Source organism: Listeria cossartiae subsp. cayugensis (assembly GCF_014229095.1).
Taxonomy (GTDB): domain Bacteria; phylum Bacillota; class Bacilli; order Lactobacillales; family Listeriaceae; genus Listeria; species Listeria cayugensis.
On the sequence record NZ_JAARZC010000001.1, the window covers coordinates 57,967 to 75,133 of the forward strand.

Annotated in this window: 15 protein-coding genes and 1 riboswitch; of the genes, 10 read left to right on the plus strand and 5 right to left on the minus strand. The window is 38.9% G+C overall.

Annotation, left to right across the window (positions count from 1 at the left end; all coding sequences use genetic code 11):
- Positions 1-66: 66 nt before the first annotated feature.
- The 3 genes from HCB49_RS00270 to HCB49_RS00280 are packed head-to-tail and all read right to left on the minus strand — an operon-like array spanning position 67 to position 2,578.
- A complete protein-coding gene (locus HCB49_RS00270; protein ID WP_003738008.1) occupies positions 67-729 on the minus strand; it encodes a methionine ABC transporter permease in 663 nt (220 codons plus the stop codon).
- Positions 726-1,742, minus strand: coding sequence for a methionine ABC transporter ATP-binding protein (locus tag HCB49_RS00275; protein WP_149045170.1), 1,017 nt, complete (start codon positions 1,740-1,742; stop codon positions 726-728). Before HCB49_RS00275 ends, HCB49_RS00270 begins: the two co-directional genes overlap by 4 nt.
- 14 nt (positions 1,743-1,756) lie before the next feature.
- The gene (locus tag HCB49_RS00280) at positions 1,757-2,578 is read right to left on the minus strand and encodes a MetQ/NlpA family ABC transporter substrate-binding protein (protein ID WP_003735433.1); all 822 of its coding nucleotides are present in this window, start codon (positions 2,576-2,578) and stop codon (positions 1,757-1,759) included.
- 111 nt (positions 2,579-2,689) lie between these two features.
- Positions 2,690-2,809, minus strand: a riboswitch (SAM riboswitch).
- Between the two features lie 152 nt (positions 2,810-2,961).
- Here HCB49_RS00280 and HCB49_RS00285 point away from each other — a divergent pair.
- The 8 genes from HCB49_RS00285 (at position 2,962) to rlmH (ending at position 12,966) form a co-directional block, all read left to right on the plus strand.
- Entirely contained in the window at positions 2,962-4,143 is a 1,182-nt protein-coding gene (locus HCB49_RS00285) for a pyridoxal phosphate-dependent aminotransferase (RefSeq protein WP_185603714.1), read from the plus strand.
- 211 nt (positions 4,144-4,354) lie between these two features.
- On the plus strand, positions 4,355-5,068 hold the full coding sequence (gene yycF, locus HCB49_RS00290) for a response regulator YycF (RefSeq protein ID WP_003729146.1): 714 nt from the start codon (positions 4,355-4,357) through the stop codon (positions 5,066-5,068).
- Between the two features lie 184 nt (positions 5,069-5,252).
- Positions 5,253-7,085, plus strand: coding sequence for a cell wall metabolism sensor histidine kinase WalK (gene walK / locus HCB49_RS00295; RefSeq protein ID WP_149584054.1), 1,833 nt, complete (start codon positions 5,253-5,255; stop codon positions 7,083-7,085).
- Complete coding sequence (gene yycH, locus HCB49_RS00300) at positions 7,082-8,404, plus strand: two-component system activity regulator YycH (RefSeq protein ID WP_185603715.1); 1,323 nt, start codon at positions 7,082-7,084, stop codon at positions 8,402-8,404. The genes walK and yycH overlap by 4 nt, the downstream gene beginning before the upstream one ends.
- Before the next feature lie 2 nt (positions 8,405-8,406).
- Positions 8,407-9,246, plus strand: a complete 840-nt coding sequence (locus HCB49_RS00305) for a two-component system regulatory protein YycI (protein WP_185390516.1) — start codon at positions 8,407-8,409, stop codon at positions 9,244-9,246.
- Positions 9,247-9,366: 120 nt separating this feature from the next.
- Positions 9,367-10,197, plus strand: a complete 831-nt coding sequence (locus HCB49_RS00310; RefSeq protein WP_185390517.1) for an MBL fold metallo-hydrolase — start codon at positions 9,367-9,369, stop codon at positions 10,195-10,197.
- 97 nt (positions 10,198-10,294) lie between these two features.
- Positions 10,295-11,800 (plus strand): serine protease HtrA, encoded by a 1,506-nt coding sequence (gene htrA / locus HCB49_RS00315; protein WP_185480804.1) that lies wholly within the window; start codon positions 10,295-10,297, stop codon positions 11,798-11,800.
- A gap of 686 nt (positions 11,801-12,486) precedes the next feature.
- Positions 12,487-12,966, plus strand: coding sequence for a 23S rRNA (pseudouridine(1915)-N(3))-methyltransferase RlmH (gene rlmH, locus HCB49_RS00320; protein WP_008946708.1), 480 nt, complete (start codon positions 12,487-12,489; stop codon positions 12,964-12,966).
- 19 nt (positions 12,967-12,985) lie between these two features.
- On the opposite strand, the gene HCB49_RS00325 is transcribed toward rlmH, so the two are convergent.
- Positions 12,986-13,483 carry a GNAT family N-acetyltransferase gene (locus HCB49_RS00325; RefSeq protein WP_185603717.1) on the minus strand — a complete coding sequence of 166 codons (498 nt, stop codon included), beginning with the start codon at positions 13,481-13,483 and terminating at the stop codon, positions 12,986-12,988.
- A 140-nt stretch (positions 13,484-13,623) separates the two neighbouring features.
- On the opposite strand from HCB49_RS00325, the gene HCB49_RS00330 reads away from it, so the two are divergent.
- On the plus strand, positions 13,624-14,511 hold the full coding sequence (locus tag HCB49_RS00330; RefSeq protein WP_185603719.1) for a LysR family transcriptional regulator: 888 nt from the start codon (positions 13,624-13,626) through the stop codon (positions 14,509-14,511).
- 86 nt (positions 14,512-14,597) lie between these two features.
- Positions 14,598-15,236, plus strand: a complete 639-nt coding sequence (locus tag HCB49_RS00335; RefSeq protein WP_185603721.1) for a DUF998 domain-containing protein — start codon at positions 14,598-14,600, stop codon at positions 15,234-15,236.
- Positions 15,237-15,241: 5 nt separating this feature from the next.
- Here HCB49_RS00335 and HCB49_RS00340 read toward each other — a convergent pair whose 3' ends face one another.
- On the minus strand, positions 15,242-17,113 hold the full coding sequence (locus HCB49_RS00340) for a BglG family transcription antiterminator (RefSeq protein WP_185603723.1): 1,872 nt from the start codon (positions 17,111-17,113) through the stop codon (positions 15,242-15,244).
- Positions 17,114-17,167 lie beyond the last annotated feature (54 nt).

Below are 17,167 nucleotides of genomic sequence, written 5' to 3' on the forward strand. Positions count from 1 at the left end.
AAAAATAACACAAGCTTGGTGACGAGTCCATACTGGAACACTGCGCACCAAGCTCTAAGTAGTGAGTTAATCTTTTTTTAGACGTCTAGATAAGAAATTACCGAATGATTGTAGTGCTTGAACCATGATAATTAAAATGATGATGGTTGTATACATTACAGTCGGCTCAAAACGTTGGAAACCATATTGGTAAGCAATTGTACCGAGTCCGCCAGCACCAACAAGTCCAGCCATCGCAGTTGCGCCGATAAGTCCGATTGTTGCGATAGTTAAACCAAGAACGATACCAGACCGAGCTTCGCGAATAACCACGCTCCAAATGATTTTTGGTGTAGAAATTCCCATCGCTTGGTAGGCTTCAACGACACCACGATCAACTTCTAAGAGGGCGGACTCCATTAAACGGGCGATGTAAGGTGCCGTAAATACAACAAGCGGCATGATAACACCTTGAATTCCAATAGTAGTCCCAACAACAAAACGTGTTACCGGAATCATTAAGAATAACAAAATGATAAACGGCAGTGAACGTAAAATATTAATGACCCAGTTTAAAATACTATATGCAATCAGATTCTCCGATTGACCACCTTTACGCGTTAATGTTAAAAATACGCCAAGTGGTAAACCAATCGCGAGTGAAATAACGAGTGTAATTCCAGTCATTGTCAGCGTTTCTAGAAATCCTTGCCAAAGTATCGGTCCCCATTCTTCGAAAAACAAACTCATAGTAACTCGACCTCCTCAACAACGACCCCAGATTCTTTCAAATAAGCAATTGCTTTACTATATTCCGCTTCGTCACCTTTTAAATGAACAAGCAGTTTTCCAAGTGTTCCGTTTTTCAAATGATCAATTCCCCCAGCTAAAATGCTTGGAAGAACGTCGAATTTGCGTGATACAAGAGCAAGTGCAGGTTCATCCGCTTCGTCCCCAATAAAATGAAGGGAAACCAATTTCCCAGTCGCGACATATTTTTCAAGTAAATCTTGCGGGATATCGAAACTAGCTTCTGACCCAACAAAACGCTTGGTTGTCGCGTGTTTTGCTTTTGTGAAAATATCGAGAACCGTACCTTGTTCTACTAAATGACCATTTTCCATTACAGCGACCCGGTCACAAATACGTTGAATGACATCAAGTTCATGTGTAATTAAGAAAATCGTAATGCCGAGTTCCGCATTAATTTTAAGTAACAGCTGCAAAATTGCTTCTGTTGTTTCAGGGTCCAAGGCGCTTGTTGCTTCATCGCTTAAGAGAATTTCTGGTTCATGAGCTAAAGCACGAGCAATCGCAACACGTTGTTTTTGACCGCCAGAAAGTTGGCTTGGATAGTTGTTACGTTTATCCTCTAAGCCAACAATCGACAAGTACTTATTCACGCGCGTTTCGATTTCGTCTTTTGGAACGCCTTCTAATTTTAATGGTTTGGCAATGTTATCATAGACAGTTGCGGTTTTTAGTAAGTTATATCCTTGGAAAATCATGCCGATTTTCCGACGTGCGACACGAAGTTCTTTGCTTGATAGGGTAGATAAATTCTTCCCATCAATCACAACTTGGCCGGCATCTGGACGTTCAAGCAGGTTGATGCAACGAACAAGGGTACTTTTCCCGGCGCCACTGTAACCAACGACACCGAAAATTTCTCCTTTTTCGACTGTAATAGAAACATTTTTGACGGCTTCTACGGTTTTTCCATTTACGTTAAATGATTTTGAAACTTGATGTAATTCGATCAAAATAAAACAACTCCCTAGAATGCAGGTACTACAGACCCATTAAATTCTTTTTCAATAAATGCTTTTACTTCATCTGAATGGTAATATTTTTCTAATGTTTTTACGACTTCATCGTCTTTGTTGGCACTACGAACAACGAAAACGTTTGGATATGGATTGTCTTTTGTAGGTTCGTGGTAAATGGCATCTTTATTAATAGAAAGTCCAGCGCCCATTGCAAAGTTAGTATTGATAGCTGCCGCTGCAACTTCATCTAATTGTGCAGGGATTTGAGAAGCTTCTAGTTCAACGATTTCAAGGTCAAGTGGGTTTTCAGCAATGTCTTTTTTCGTTGCTTTTTCTTCTACGCCATCTTTTAGTTTAATAATGCCAGCATCTTCAAACAGTTTTAAACCGCGGTATTCATTACTTGGATCATTTGGAACGGCGATTTTGTCACCTTTTTTAAGATTTTTTAAGTCTTTAATGTCGTTGGAGTAAATACCCATTGGGAATGCTACTGTTTTGAATGCAACGTCTAATTTGTAGCCTTTGTCTTTCTTTTGTTGCTCTAAAAATGGGATTGTTTGGTAGTTATTCGCATCCAAATCACCATCGTTTAAAGCTGTATTTGGTGTATTATAATCATCAAATGTTTTGATTTTGATTTCAAGACCGTCTTTTTTCGCTAATTTTTGAACTTCCTCAGCGATTTGTTGGTGAGGTCCTGCTGTTGTTCCGATTGTGATTTTTTCTGTGCTCAAGGCTTTGTCGTCACTACCGCCTCCACATGCTGCTAATCCTAAAACAAGGCTTGATGCAAGTAAAATTCCTAACCCTTTTGTTAATTTTCTCATCTTTTTTTCCTCCCTAGTATGTTATATGATTATCCAGATTTATTCATGAAAACAATAAAAAAACTTCTCTATTTTAGAATAGAGAAGTGGAAAGTCGAACATATCCAGCTCCTCTTATCTACCAAAACGGAATACACCATTTTGCTGGAATTAGCACCTTCACTTTACGCTTAAATAAAGTTAGGTTGCCGGGCTTCATCGGGCCAGTCCCTCTGCCGCTCTCGATAAGAGAAAATATTTTAGAAAAACCTGTTAGTTAAAAATATACGCATATTAGCTTAATTTGTCAATGCTTTTTTAAGTTTAAAAAAAATCGTACTGGACAAATACTTCAGAAAACTTTACTATTTTAATCAATGAAACTTAAAAAGGACGGGTGTCATATGAAAATTTCCAAACGCTTGCAAAATTTACCAGATCAGTTTTTTTCTAGCCTTGTAGAAAAAGTTGGAAAAAAGGTGGCAGAAGGTCATGATGTTATTAACTTAGGTCAAGGAAACCCAGACCAGCCAACACCCAAACACATAGTGGAAGCGATGAAAACAGCTTCAGAAAAACCACTTAACCACAAATATTCTTTGTTTCGCGGAAAGCATGAGCTAAAACAAGCCGCCGCTGATCTTTATGCGCGTGAATATAATGTAACAATCGATCCAAATACAGAAGTCGCGATTTTATTCGGCACAAAAACTGGCTTAGTAGAGCTGCCGATGTGTTTAATGGATCCGGGCGATTTGATGCTTTTACCAGACCCAGGCTATCCCGATTATTTGTCCGGCGTAGTTCTAGGCGAAGTTCAATTTGAAAAAATGCCGCTAATTGCCGCAAATAATTTTTTACCAGATTTCAATAAAATTCCAGAAGATATAGCTAAAAAAGCCGAATTAATGTATTTAAATTACCCTAATAATCCAACGGGCGCAGTTGCAACAGCCGATTTTTTTGAAGAAACAGTTTCTTTTGCCAAGGAGCATAATATCGTTGTTGCACACGATTTTGCTTACGGAGGTATCGGTTTTGACGGCGAGAAGCCAATTAGTTTTTTAGAAACGAACGGCGCGAAAGAGGTCGGGATTGAACTTTATACACTTTCGAAAACGTATAATATGGCGGGCTGGCGCGTAGGTTTTGCTGTTGGAAATAGTGAAGTCATTGAAGCAATCAACCTGATTCAAGACCATATGTATGTTAGCCTTTTTCCAGGAATTCAAGATGCTGCAATTGAGGCGATAACAGGTGATCAGACGTGTGTAAGAGAATTGACGGCACGCTATGAAAGCCGTAGAAATGCGTTTATTTCTGCTTGTAATGAGATAGGGTGGAAAGCAGTTGCTCCAGCGGGCTCGTTTTTTGCTTGGATGCCGGTGCCAGAAGATTTTACAAGTAGTGAATTCGCGGATTATCTTTTAGAAGAGGTGAGTGTCGCGGTTGCAGATGGCAGTGGCTTCGGCGAGTTTGGCGAGGGATATGTGCGGGTTGGTCTTTTAATGGATGAAGATCGTTTGGAAGAAGCAGTGACGCGAATTGCCAAACTACATTTGTTTGATAAAGTGGCTCAAAAGTAGGCAATTATCTAATTTTAAAAGGAAATCGCTTGTAATAATTCAGATAATTACTTGTATGTGTTATAATTGATTAGTAAGTCTATTCTTAGCATGTTGTTTTATGAAGGCAGGCCAGAATTTAAAGTGTTTAGTGAGATTTTTACGCATTAAATAAAAAATATCTGTCCCGGTTAAAGCCGGCGAAATCCAGGAATGAGAGGACTGTAAAAAAATGGCAGAAAAGAAAATTCTTGTAGTAGATGACGAAAAACCGATTGCGGATATAGTTAAGTTTAATCTAAATAAAGAAGGCTTTGATGTATACTGCGCCTATGATGGCGATGAAGCGTTAGAACTTGTAGAAGAAGTTCAGCCAGATTTGATTTTACTCGATATTATGCTTCCAGGTCGTGATGGTATCGAAGTATGTCGTGAAGTTCGTAAAAAATATGATATGCCAATAATTATGGTAACAGCAAAAGATTCCGAAATTGATAAAGTTATCGGACTAGAACTTGGTGCCGATGATTATGTAACGAAACCATTTAGTAACCGCGAATTAATTGCTCGTGTGAAAGCCAACTTGCGCCGTCACAGCCAAGTAAGCTCAAGCGCAGCCGAGGAAGAAGAAAACAGCGAACTAGAAATTGGTTCCTTGATTATTCATCCCGACGCATATGTTGCTTCTAAACGTGGCGAAACAATCGAACTTACGCATCGTGAATTCGAATTACTGCACTATTTAGCAAAACATATGGGACAAGTAATGACACGAGAACATTTACTCCAAACCGTTTGGGGCTATGACTATTTCGGCGACGTTCGTACAGTTGACGTTACCGTTCGTCGTTTACGTGAAAAAATTGAAGATAACCCAAGTCATCCAGCGTGGTTAGTAACAAGACGCGGAGTCGGCTATTATTTACGCAATCCAGAACAAGAATAAATAATGAGAAGTGGTCGCCAAACTGAAAAAACTTGGTTGACCACTTTTTTTGGGTATATCCGCTTAGTTCCTCGTTATTTTTATAAACAAATCGACCCAATTAACAGGAAAAACAATACGTCTACCCCGCAACATATGGTATACTAATTTAAATATATTACCCCGAATAGGAGTAGAACGACTTATGCATAAAATGAGATTTTTTCAGTCCGTACAATTTAAGTTAGTTATTATGTATTTGCTACTAATTATCGTTGCAATGCAAGTAATTGGCGCGTATTTTGTTCGTGAGCTGGAAGGACAACTGGAGAAAAACTTTCAAGATTCTATTACAAATAGTATTACTTTGCTGGATTATAACGCTAGAGAAGAAATCATTAAAAACAGCGATAACTCAGTGAAATTACAAAATGATATTAGAGAACTTTTAGTCGATTTTTCGCGTGCAAGTAGCAATTTAATCGAAGTAAGAATAGTGGATGACAAAGGGAAAATTCTCGGCACATCGAATTTAAATAATCAAGGTATTGTTGGTCAAAAAAGCAACGATCCCCTTGTAAAACGAACGCTATCACTTGGAACAACTTCTGAGGACAAAATCTATAAAGACGAATCGAATAAAAATAACCGTGTCTGGGTGAACGTATCCTCCATCAAAAACAAAGGCAAAGTGATAGGGGCTATTTATCTTGTCGCCGATATCGAAAGTGTCTATAAACAAGTCGATGATATCACGAATATTTTCATCACCGGTACGTTAATCGCGATGATTATTACCGCAGTGCTTGGAATCTTGCTATCAAGAACCATCACGAAGCCAATTGTCGAAATGAAACGCCAAGCTTATGCGATGGCAAGAGGGAATTATAGCCGCAAAGTAAAAGTATACGGCGTCGATGAAATTGGTGAATTAGCGGATTCTTTCAACACGTTAACGAAACGAGTTCAAGAAGCCCAAGCGATGACAGAAGGGGAACGCCGCAAGCTTTCCTCCGTACTCGCATATATGACCGATGGCGTAATCGCAACAGACCGCCGCGGTAAAGTAATTCTTATAAATACGCCAGCAGAAAAAATGCTTCGCGTGAAACATGAAAGTGCTAACGGTCGTTCTATTATTGACGTTTTAGACATCGGAGACACATATCAATTTGAAGATTTAATGGAAGTGGATGGCTCGCTAACGATGGACCGTAGTACTCTAGACAAACCTTATGTGCTTCGTGCCAATTTCTCCGTTATTCAAAGAGAAACAGGCTTTAACAATGGCGTTATCGCAGTACTGCATGATATTACCGATCAAGAAAAAGTCGACCAAGAACGCCGCGACTTCGTATCCAACGTGTCGCACGAACTAAGAACACCACTGACAAGTATGCACAGTTATTTAGAAGCATTAAGCGACGGCGCATGGGAAGATAAAGAAATCGCCCCACGTTTCCTTGAAGTAACGCAAAACGAGACAGAGCGTATGATTCGCCTAGTTAATGACCTACTCAAACTTTCAAGAATGGACGGCGGTAGAGAGCAACTTGAAAAAAGTTTCGTGAACTTTACAGACTTCTTTAACCATATTATTGACCGTTTTGAAATGATGAAAAAAGAAACCATCATGTTCAAACGCCATATTCCAAGAGAGCCAGTTATTATCGAAATCGATGAGGATAAAGTAATGCAGGTGCTCGATAATATTATTTCTAACGCCAACAAATATTCACCAGATGGTGGTCGCATTTCCTTCTATCTGAAAAAATTTGAAGATGAAATTGAAGTGAGCATAGCCGATGAAGGTTTAGGTGTACCAGACGAAGATTTAGCAAATGTATTTGACCGATTCTTCCGCGTAGACAAAGCTCGTTCGCGGGAAATGGGAGGAACAGGGTTAGGGCTTGCCATCGCTCGAGAAGTTATCGAAGCACATGGCGGTCGAATTTGGGCCGAGCGCAATAAGACCAAAGGAACCATAATTAAATTCACCCTGCCATATAGTGACTTACCGGAGGATGATTGGGAATGATGAAAAAAACAGGATTTCGCTCATTTGTACTAACCATTTTAGTCGTACTCAGCATCGTCCTAAGCTACTTTATTTGGAAGGGACAACCTGACTACGAAGCCATCAATGTCAAAGAAATCGAAAAAACAACCATTGATAAAACAATGACCACTTCACAAGTTTTCAAACCATACAAATTAGCCGTCAATTCAAATGACAACAATTACCAAAGTTTGGATGCTGATTTATTAAATGAACTAATGGCTCAAGGAAAAGCATTCAGTTTCTCAGAAGTAGTTTTAGCTAACAAAAAAAGCAGTGAAGATTACGAAAAACTAATCCATAAAAATGGAACTATCGAGATAATTTTCCCAAATGATATTCCGTTCTCTATTTTCGCGCAAATTTTCCAAGTTGAAGGGGAAGGACTTGAATCTGCCTTCTTTAATCGGATTGTGTTCGATATTAATAATACAGATACAGGGCTGCATTCGGTTTACTTCACCAACGACGACCAAGAGAACATTTATCAAAGCTCATTGCAAAATAAAGACATTGATAAAATCGAAAAAATTGTTAAAAAGAATGAAGGTAAGCTGACACAAAACGACAAGTTGCTTTCCAACAAACGCAATCTGTTCTTAAGCACGGAAAAAACAAAACTAGATCGAAAAAAATATATTATTGACTCATTGGAAATTAATTTATTCACGTCCGCATTATTCCAAGATTCTGGTACAGTGAAAAGCGAAGGAAATACGTACACGGATGGTTCAAGTGTTATCGAAATGGACACAGATAATAAAGTATTAGAATATGTAAATCCTTCGCAAGAGCGCACAAATCCAGAAGATCTTAGCAGTGTGAAACGTGCGGGACTAATTCAAGACAGCTTTAACTTTGTGAATGACCATGCTGGCTGGACTGGCGACGGGGCATATTATTTCACAGGTTATGCTGGCGAAAGCGCGACAACTAATTTCAGTTTATTCATTGATAATTTACAAGTTTACAATGAAAATGGCATGGCGGATATTTCCGTAACAGAAGGTCTGGAAGCAGTTTATAAATATATGAGACCATTCTTCCGACTAGATACAGACGTTCCTGGTGAGAAAAAAGAAGTGACGCTGCAGTCATCCTATTCTGTCTATAATGCCCTTGCTCAAAATCCTAACGTAAATGCGGAAGAGGTTGAAGATATCGTTCCTGGTTATCATATGACGAGAAGCGAATCCTCTGGTATGAACCGGCTTGTCACTTTAGAACCAACATGGCTCTATAAGTATCATGACAAATGGTTTATCTTCCAAGCAGATGCAGCAAAGGCGGGTGAATAAAAATGGATTGGCGTAAAACTCAAATGATTTTTATTGTGACACTCCTAATTTTAAATGTCTTTCTGGCTGTGATATTTTTTAACAAACAACTATCGGATGATCCAGATACACTTGGAAATGAAACGCTAGAAGAACGCTTAAAAGCAGATAATATTTCCCATCCTGATTTATCGACAAAACCTACGAGTGGCTCTATTTTCACGACAGAGCGAGCAGCTTTTACACCAAAAGATGTTAGCGACCTTACTGGACAAGCGATTACGCTTAAAGATAACAACAAACAAATCTATTCTGTCTTACAAAATCCAGTAAAAGCTGGCAAAAAAGGCAACAATCCGGAATTCCAAAAATTTATGGAGTCTGGTGTTTATCGCGGCGAGTCTTACCAATTTTGGAATTACGATAAAGATGCCCGGACGCTGACTTTTAACCAATTAATCAATAATAATATGGTCCTTTTTGATGAAGCGGGCCAGATTACTTTCTATTTAGACCGCGACGACCGCGTAATCTCCTATGAGCAAACGTGGATGTCTAAGCAAGATGATTTAAAAGATAAGACCAATTTAATGTCCGCAACAGATGCACTAGAAGCGGTTTATCAGCACGGCGAGTTGAAGCAAGATAGCGACGTGGTTTCCGCAACATTTGGCTACTACACAACCGTACAGCTGCCGTCTGGAAATGTTTATTTCCCAGTTTGGTGCTTTGAAGTAAAACATTCCGGGGAAACGAATTATGTCCTCGTTAATGCCAAAGACGAACAAGTCATCAACCAATCAGAAAATAAATCAACAACCGAACCAGGCACGGAATTATCAAGTCGCCAAAAAGCGAAATAAAAAACAGAGTCAACCTAATTATCATGAAAAATTAGGTTGGCTTTTTCAAACGATGGGGCATGCAATTTTGCCGGATTAGCGTTACAATGAAAGATATATAAGCCTTTAGGGGGATAAAAAATGTTCGCAAATAAAATTTTAACCGAAAAAGACACGGATCAAATCCGATTTAGTATATTAGCCAGCGGAAGTTCAGGTAATGCCACACTAGTCGAAACAGGAGACCAAAAAATTCTGATCGATTGTGGATTGAGCGGCAAGAAAATGGAAGGGCTATTCGCGCAAGTTGGTCGTGATATGAACGATTTGGATGCTATTTTAATTACGCATGAACACTCAGACCACATTAAAGGGCTTGGTGTGCTTGCTCGTAAATACAAACTCCCTATTTATGCGAATGCTAAAACATGGAAAGCCATGGACAATATGATTGGCGAAGTCTCTTCTGACCAAAAATTCCAATTTGATATGGAAACGGTAAAATCATTTGGCAGTATGCAAGTAGAATCCTTTGGTGTATCTCATGACGCGATTGAGCCGATGTTTTACATATTTCATAAAGGGAATAAAAAATTTGTAATGATAACCGACACAGGATATGTAAGCGACCGGATGAAAGGTCATATTGCGGGGGCTGATGCGTATCTTTTTGAAAGTAATCATGATGTAGAAATGCTTCGAATGGGACGCTATCCGTGGAATGTCAAACGCAGAATTCTTGGTGACGAAGGACACGTGAGCAATGAAGATGCTGCAATTGCAATGAGCGAAGTAATTACCGACCAGACGAAACGAATTTATTTAGGCCACCTTAGTAAAGATAATAATATGAAAGAACTAGCGAGAATGAGCGTAACACAAACACTTATTTCAGAAGGAATTGATGTTGGCGGCAAAGTAGAAATCTTTGATACCGACCCTGATAACGCCACATCTATCTTTACGATTTAAGTTTCACCATTTTTTTAAAGCTTTTTCATCGTTTTTTCATATTTGGCGTTTACTATGGAAGTATATAAATGCGAAATTTGCAGAGAGGAAGGAAGACATGGACGAGAAAGAAAAGAATTTAAATGAAAACAGCGAGAACGAAAGCACGCCAAAAAGAGAGGTCGAGGAGACTTTACATACACCGGAGAACTCGCAACCAGTCCAAGAAACCCCTATTGTAGAAGGCGTGACCCCAGAGGGCGAGAAATTTGCCGGAGCAACAGAAGATGCAGCCGAGGCAAGTTCTACAAATGCATTTTTTGAAGAAGCAAGCAACAAAGAACCAGAACCTGCTAGACCAGCTCCAGGACCAAGACGAACAAGTACAACTGGAGGCGGCGCAGTCCCACCTAATAGAGTGAATAATGGCGGCGGAAGTGGTAACGGGAACGGGGAACCACCAAAACGCGGCAAACACTTTATTGGCTACTTTTTAACAGCACTTATTGGTGTGATCATTGGCGGACTTATTATTTTCTTCGTAGCATGGGATAATGGTGACAATGCAGACACAACTTCCAATTCAAACAATAAAGCAACTAAAGTAGAAAAAGTTTCCGTAGATACTACTTCAGATGTAACCAAGGCAGTGGATAAAGTACAAGATGCGGTAGTCAGCGTACTGAATTACCAATCATCTTCATCCCTTGATGGAACAACTTCTTCTGAACAAGAAGCTTCCTCAGGATCCGGTGTCATTTATAAAAAAGCAAACGGTAAAGCATACGTCGTAACGAATAATCACGTTGTAGCCGATGCAAATAAATTAGAAGTAACATTTACAAATGGTAAAAAATCAGAAGCGAAGTTACTAGGAACAGACGAATGGAACGATTTAGCTGTCCTTGAAATTGACGATAAAAATGTGAGCACAGTAGCTGCATTCGGCGATTCCGATTCATTAAAACTTGGCGAGCCTGCAATTGCAATTGGTAGCCCACTTGGAACTGAATTTTCCGGTTCTGTAACGCAAGGTATTATTTCCGGTTTAAACCGTGCGGTGCCAGTTGATACAAATGGTGACGGAACAGAAGACTGGGAAGCTGATGTTATCCAAACAGATGCAGCAATCAACCCAGGTAACAGTGGTGGAGCTTTAATTAACATTGAAGGCCAAGTAATCGGTATCAACTCAATGAAAATTTCGATGGAAAACGTAGAAGGTATTAGCTTTGCGATTCCAAGTAACACAGTAGAACCAATCATCGAACAACTAGAAACAAAAGGCGAAGTAGAACGCCCATCTCTAGGTGTTTCCTTACGTGATGTAGATACAATTCCAGAAACACAACAAAAAAATATCTTGAAATTACCAGATAGCGTAGATTATGGCGCAATGGTACAACAAGTAGTATCTGGTTCTCCAGCAGCTAAAGCAGGATTGAAACAATATGATGTTATTGTTGAACTAGATGGCCAAAAAGTAACAAACTCGATGACTCTACGTAAAATCCTTTATGGTAATGATGTAAAAATCGGCGACAAAGTCAAAGTGAAATATTACCGCGACGGTAAAGAACAATCCACAGATATCAAACTAGAAGCTGCAAAAACAACGACATGATAGTGAAAAGCCATTCTCTTGAAAAAGGGAGTGGCTTTTTTTCTGTGGAAAACTTGTGGATAGCGATTTTTTGTGGATATAGATATGGTAGAGAACAAGGATTCTGCTACTAAATATAGGAGAGGTTTGTGGATATGTGGATAACTTCTGTGGATAACCTGTGTGTAAGCCATGAATATCTTGTGGAAAAGAACAATTTTGATAATTTAATCAATAAACACAGATTTATTTTTGAAAAAAACGCATTTTTTGCGAAAATATAGGTCGAAAAAGAAAAATGTGGATAGAAAGCCATTTATCCACATTTTCTATTTTTATAAGTCGAATATGTGACAAGGAAAATAACTTTACGCGTGAATGTGGATGGCGGGGATGATTGTAGGAGAAGGGGTTTCGTTGTTTAGATGGATTTGGATGCAAGGGGTTTAGATGGTAGTTTTACTTGTGGATAAGCTGTGGATAGTGAAAATAACGCATCATATATATTGTGGAGAATATATGTTCGGACACAAAATAGAGAATCGGCCTGTGGATATGTGGATAGTTTTTGGGGATAACTTGTGTATAAGGACGGGATAACCTGTGGAATAACTTTTTGCGCTAAATGTCTCTTTTTTATTTTGGCTAGTGCAATTTAGGTTTTTTGAGGTATGATAAAAGTATTAATAAAGATGAGGGTGGCACAAATGAATATCCAAATTGTAACGGTGGGAAAACTGAAAGAAAAATATTTAGTACAAGGAATAGCCGAATATTTAAAACGACTGAGCGCTTATGCGAAAGTGACGATTGTTGAAGTTCCGGATGAAAAAGCGCCGGAAGTATTGAGTGACGCGGAAATGAAGCAAGTGAAGGATAAAGAGGGCGTGCGGATTTTAGCGAAGATTCCGGACGATGCCCATGTGATAGCGCTGGCGATTGATGGGAAAATGAAGTCAAGTGAGGAATTTGCGGCGGATTTGGATAAGTTGGCGACGTATGGTAAAAGTAAGGTGACGTTTGTGATTGGTGGATCGTTGGGGCTTAGTGAGGCAGTGTTGAAACGGAGTAATGAGCGGATTTCGTTTGGACGGTTGACGTTGCCGCACCAGTTGATGAGGTTGGTGCTGGTGGAACAGGTTTACCGGGCGTTTCGAATTGTTCGGGGGGAGCCTTATCATAAGTGAAGTAAATCGGATGAATGCGCTATTTCATCCGATTTTTCTTTTGTTCATAAATTCGCGAGTTTCTATCAGGGAAAGGATAATCAATATCTAAAGTTTCTCGGGCAATTTGCTGAAATCCTTGCTTCTCATAAAAATAATGCGAGCGCTTTTCATTTTCAGGTGTACCTAAAATAATCCGTGAATAATCATTCGCAGTATAGTGTGTATAAAAAACATTAAATAATTGCTGACCAAGACGCACTGGATTACCTCTAAATTCGGGATAAGTGAAGAATTTTTTTAGAATGACTGTTTCTTTATCAAATGGTAATAGTGCAATCGAGCCAACTACTTTATTATCGTGCAGAGCAATCCAAAATTGACCGCCTTGCTTTTGATAATAATCTTCAATTTCAAAAATATCTGCTTGCTCAGCCATTTTAATATCTAGATCTGCTTCGATGTTTTGGCAGTAGTTGATTAAGTCGACTAGTTCTGCTAAATGTTTTGGATTGTTTGCATAGTGTTTAATTTTCATTAGTTACCCAACTTTCTAATAATATTTGACTTATTTCTTAGTACAATTTATACTACATCAAAAATACAGTTCTGAATAACGGGAAAAATCGAAGGTATGATTCGGTTTTTTTGAACTATTGGAAAGGCAGGGAAATGCTAATGGACTTGAAAAATTTACTGACCTTTAAAACAATTATAGAAACGGGTAGTTTTCAAGGCGCTGCTCGGAAATTAAATTACGCCCAATCGACAGTAACTACGCAAATCCAACAACTAGAACAAGAGCTTCATGTGAAACTGTTTGATAAAATTGGCCGAAAAATGGTTTTAACCTCTGCGGGAAGTGATTTGTTGCCTTCTGTTAATCAGATGCTCGAAACGTATGCCGCAATGAAAAACTATTCGAATAATGCGGAGTTAAAAGGCGAATTGCGTATTGCCGTCCCCGAAAGTATACTCACTTACCAAATGCAGCCCATTTTAAAGGAATTCCATGAAAAAGCTCCCAATGTAAAATTGTATTTAAAAACGTTAAATTGCTTTGAAATTCCGTACGAGGTTGAAAATGGTTTGGTTGATTTAGGTATTTATTACGATGTTGGTGAAAACAGTGATCAGATTACGAAAAGTAAATTGGGCGTGCACGCTATTTCTGTAATTGAAAGTGCTCAAAAAGAGATAGAGTCTATAAATTTTTTTAATGAAAATAAAGAATTTGATGTATCTTTTTTATCGAACGATGTGGATAGTATTTATCAAAAACATTTTGAAGCGATGATTAAAGGGCGTAATATCACGCTCAAGCATCGAATGGAAGCTGGGAGTATTGAATCAATTAAACGATGCGTGATTAATAATTTAGGTATTGCTGTTTTTCCGAATTTTGTGTTTGAGGAGGAGCTTGGAAAAGGGCTGATACGTAAGGTGCCAAGTCCTTTGGATAGTCAGGAAGTAGAAACGATTTATAGTTATCATGGAAAAAGATGGATGTCGCCGAATTTAGCATATTTTATTGAGTTATTGGAAACGAGAAAAGGGGACTTCTGACCAATTTGTTTGGAAATCAGTTATACTAATTAAGTAGATTTTTAAACCATAAGACTATACAAAATTAAGTTTTAGGAGTGTGAAAAATGACCTTTCTAAAAAAATACGGCTTTTACTTCTTACTACTCGCTGTCCTGAGTGATTTCCTAACACCCTACATACTCGGAATATTTTATCCAGAATTAAACCAAATGACGCGCGTGATGAGTGTGTTCGGGGATGTAGCTAGTCCGGTTCGAGGGGCGTTTTTGGTTTGGTCGGTGGTGTCTGGGGTGCTGTTTGTGCTTTCGTTACCGGCGATTTATCAGAGCGTTGTTAAAACTTCGCGGACTTTGGCGATTTTGCTCGTTTCTGCGATTGGTTTGTATGGGATTGGCGATTGTATTTTTACCGGGTTGTTTAGTATTGATACGGAGCAGGCGAGCTGGACGTTTTCGACTTGGGTGCATAATATTGGCTCGGGGCTTGGTTATGCGGGATTTTTGATTTTTCCGTTGTTTCTGGTCATTCTTTACCGGAAAACTGGTGAGAAGGCGCTTAGCAATGTTTATCTTGTGTTGTTAATTGTTAGTTTGCTGTCTGCAGGTGTTTACGGGCTTGCGCGGATTCCGGCGGTGAATGATTTGCCGGTTTTGGATAAAATTGGATTTTGTCAGCGGATTAGTTTCTTTTTTAATTATTTGCCGATTGTTGTTTTTGGTGTTGATCGGATTAGAAAACCCTAGATTTTTTAAGAATCTAGGGTTTTTTGTTCGCAAAGTTCGATAAATTGGTGGAAATCTTCTTGTTTGGCTAGTTTTTTGACGAAGCTGCGTTCGTTTAAGATGGTTACGAGTTGGCCGAATAATTCTTCAAAAGAGTTGTCGCGCTCTTCTTTCATGGTGAGTAATAGGACGAGTTTGACGCGGTTGCCACTCCAGTCAATTGGTTTATCGAGTGAGCATACGGCGACGGCATTTTTTTTCGCGCTTCGTTGGATGGCGTGCGGGATCGCGTAGTAGTTGCCGTAGCAAGTGCTGGACAAATGCTCGCGCTCGAACACTTTTGCTACGTAATCCGGGTCGCAGTAGTCGAATGCGGTTAATTGCTCACAAAGAAAAGCGATGGTTTCTTCTTTGGATTTGAAGTTTTGTTTTGGAAAGAATAGTTCTTTTTTGAAAAATTTTCTGGAAATCGATTCCGTTTTTGGTTTTGCTTCTAAAATGTGTTTGATTTTTTGCAAATCGCTGTCTGCTAATAGTAAATCATAGTGATAGACTGGGATGTCGGTTGTTAGGTTTAATGGCTCAGTGGTTAGGATTAGATGGATTTCTTTGTCTAGGGTGAATTGCTTGATGTCGAAAATGGACTGGGAAACGAGTAAATCAATCGAAAAATCAGGTATTTTCTTTAGTTGATTATGAATTAAGCGTTGACTACCTGCGCCGTATGGGGTAACTAAGAGTATCTTTCTCTTTTTGCCGTGATTAATTGTTTCTGAAGCGGACAGAAAGTGTAACGCGATATAAGCGATTTCGTCATCTGGGAAAGTGATCGCGAGCTCTTTTTGAATAAAGGCAGAGGCATAAACACTGACGTTATAAATAAATGGGAACTTGTTTTTTAATTCTTCGGTGAGTGGGTTGGTTAAATATTGTTTGTGATTGGCTCTTTTGTAAAGTGCTGAAATGTGGGCCACTAGATAGGTGGCTATTTTTTCGTCAGCTGAAAAGTCAATATGGAAATTTTGGTCCACTGCTTCAAGGAGCCGAGTGACAACGCTGCCAAAAACTTTTGCGTCAATGGTGGAAGTTGTCGCTAGTTTGCCTGAATACAGCCGGGAGATATAGCTTAGTTCTTGGGTTGGAATATCGATTTGCAGTTCTTCTTCTAACGTTTCGGTTAGGTGCTCCGCCATTTCAAGGCTAGTTTTATCTTGCTCTAGTAAAGCGGTTCGCTCTATATAGCTGCCCATACTAATTCGTTCAATTAAAACGGCGATATGCAAAATGAACGAAATCGTCGAAAAATCATTCATGAAAAATTCATTCTTTTTGTGGTAGGCAATAATAAGCTCGGAAAGTTGTTTTAGATTGCAATAATCGAAGTAATCGGCGTATTTATCTAGGCTTAATTGATGGTTTTCGATTTCCTGATTGAGGAATAGATTGAAGATACGGCGCTTTTCTTCTTCGCCGCCCTCGGTTATTAGTTCGTTGTTTTTTCGAATAATACATAACGACTCATCTTTTTCAGCGATAACCGCGTTGAGCTCTTTAATAATACGAGATAACGTCGATTCGCTAATGAAAAATTGATCCGCTAAATCATAGAAATTGGTATGATCTTGTTCGATAATATGACGTAATAATTCAAAATGTAGGTTTTCGTTATTTTTGGTTAGATTCATTTGTGAAAGCTGCTCGTTTGGCGTTAGAAAATAGCCTTTTCCAGCTTTTGATGCGATGATTGTGGAACTAAATGACTGGTTAATTTGCATAATGTCATTTCGCACAGTTTTGGAAGAAACGCCTAACATTTCTGAAAGTGCTTTTGCTGTTACTGTCTTTTGGCTGTCGTTAAGCTTTTCTAACAATGAACGTTGCCTTTCTGAAATAGTCATTATATCCCCCCTAATTCTCCCTTAACCTATTGTTATTATACAACACCAAATAGA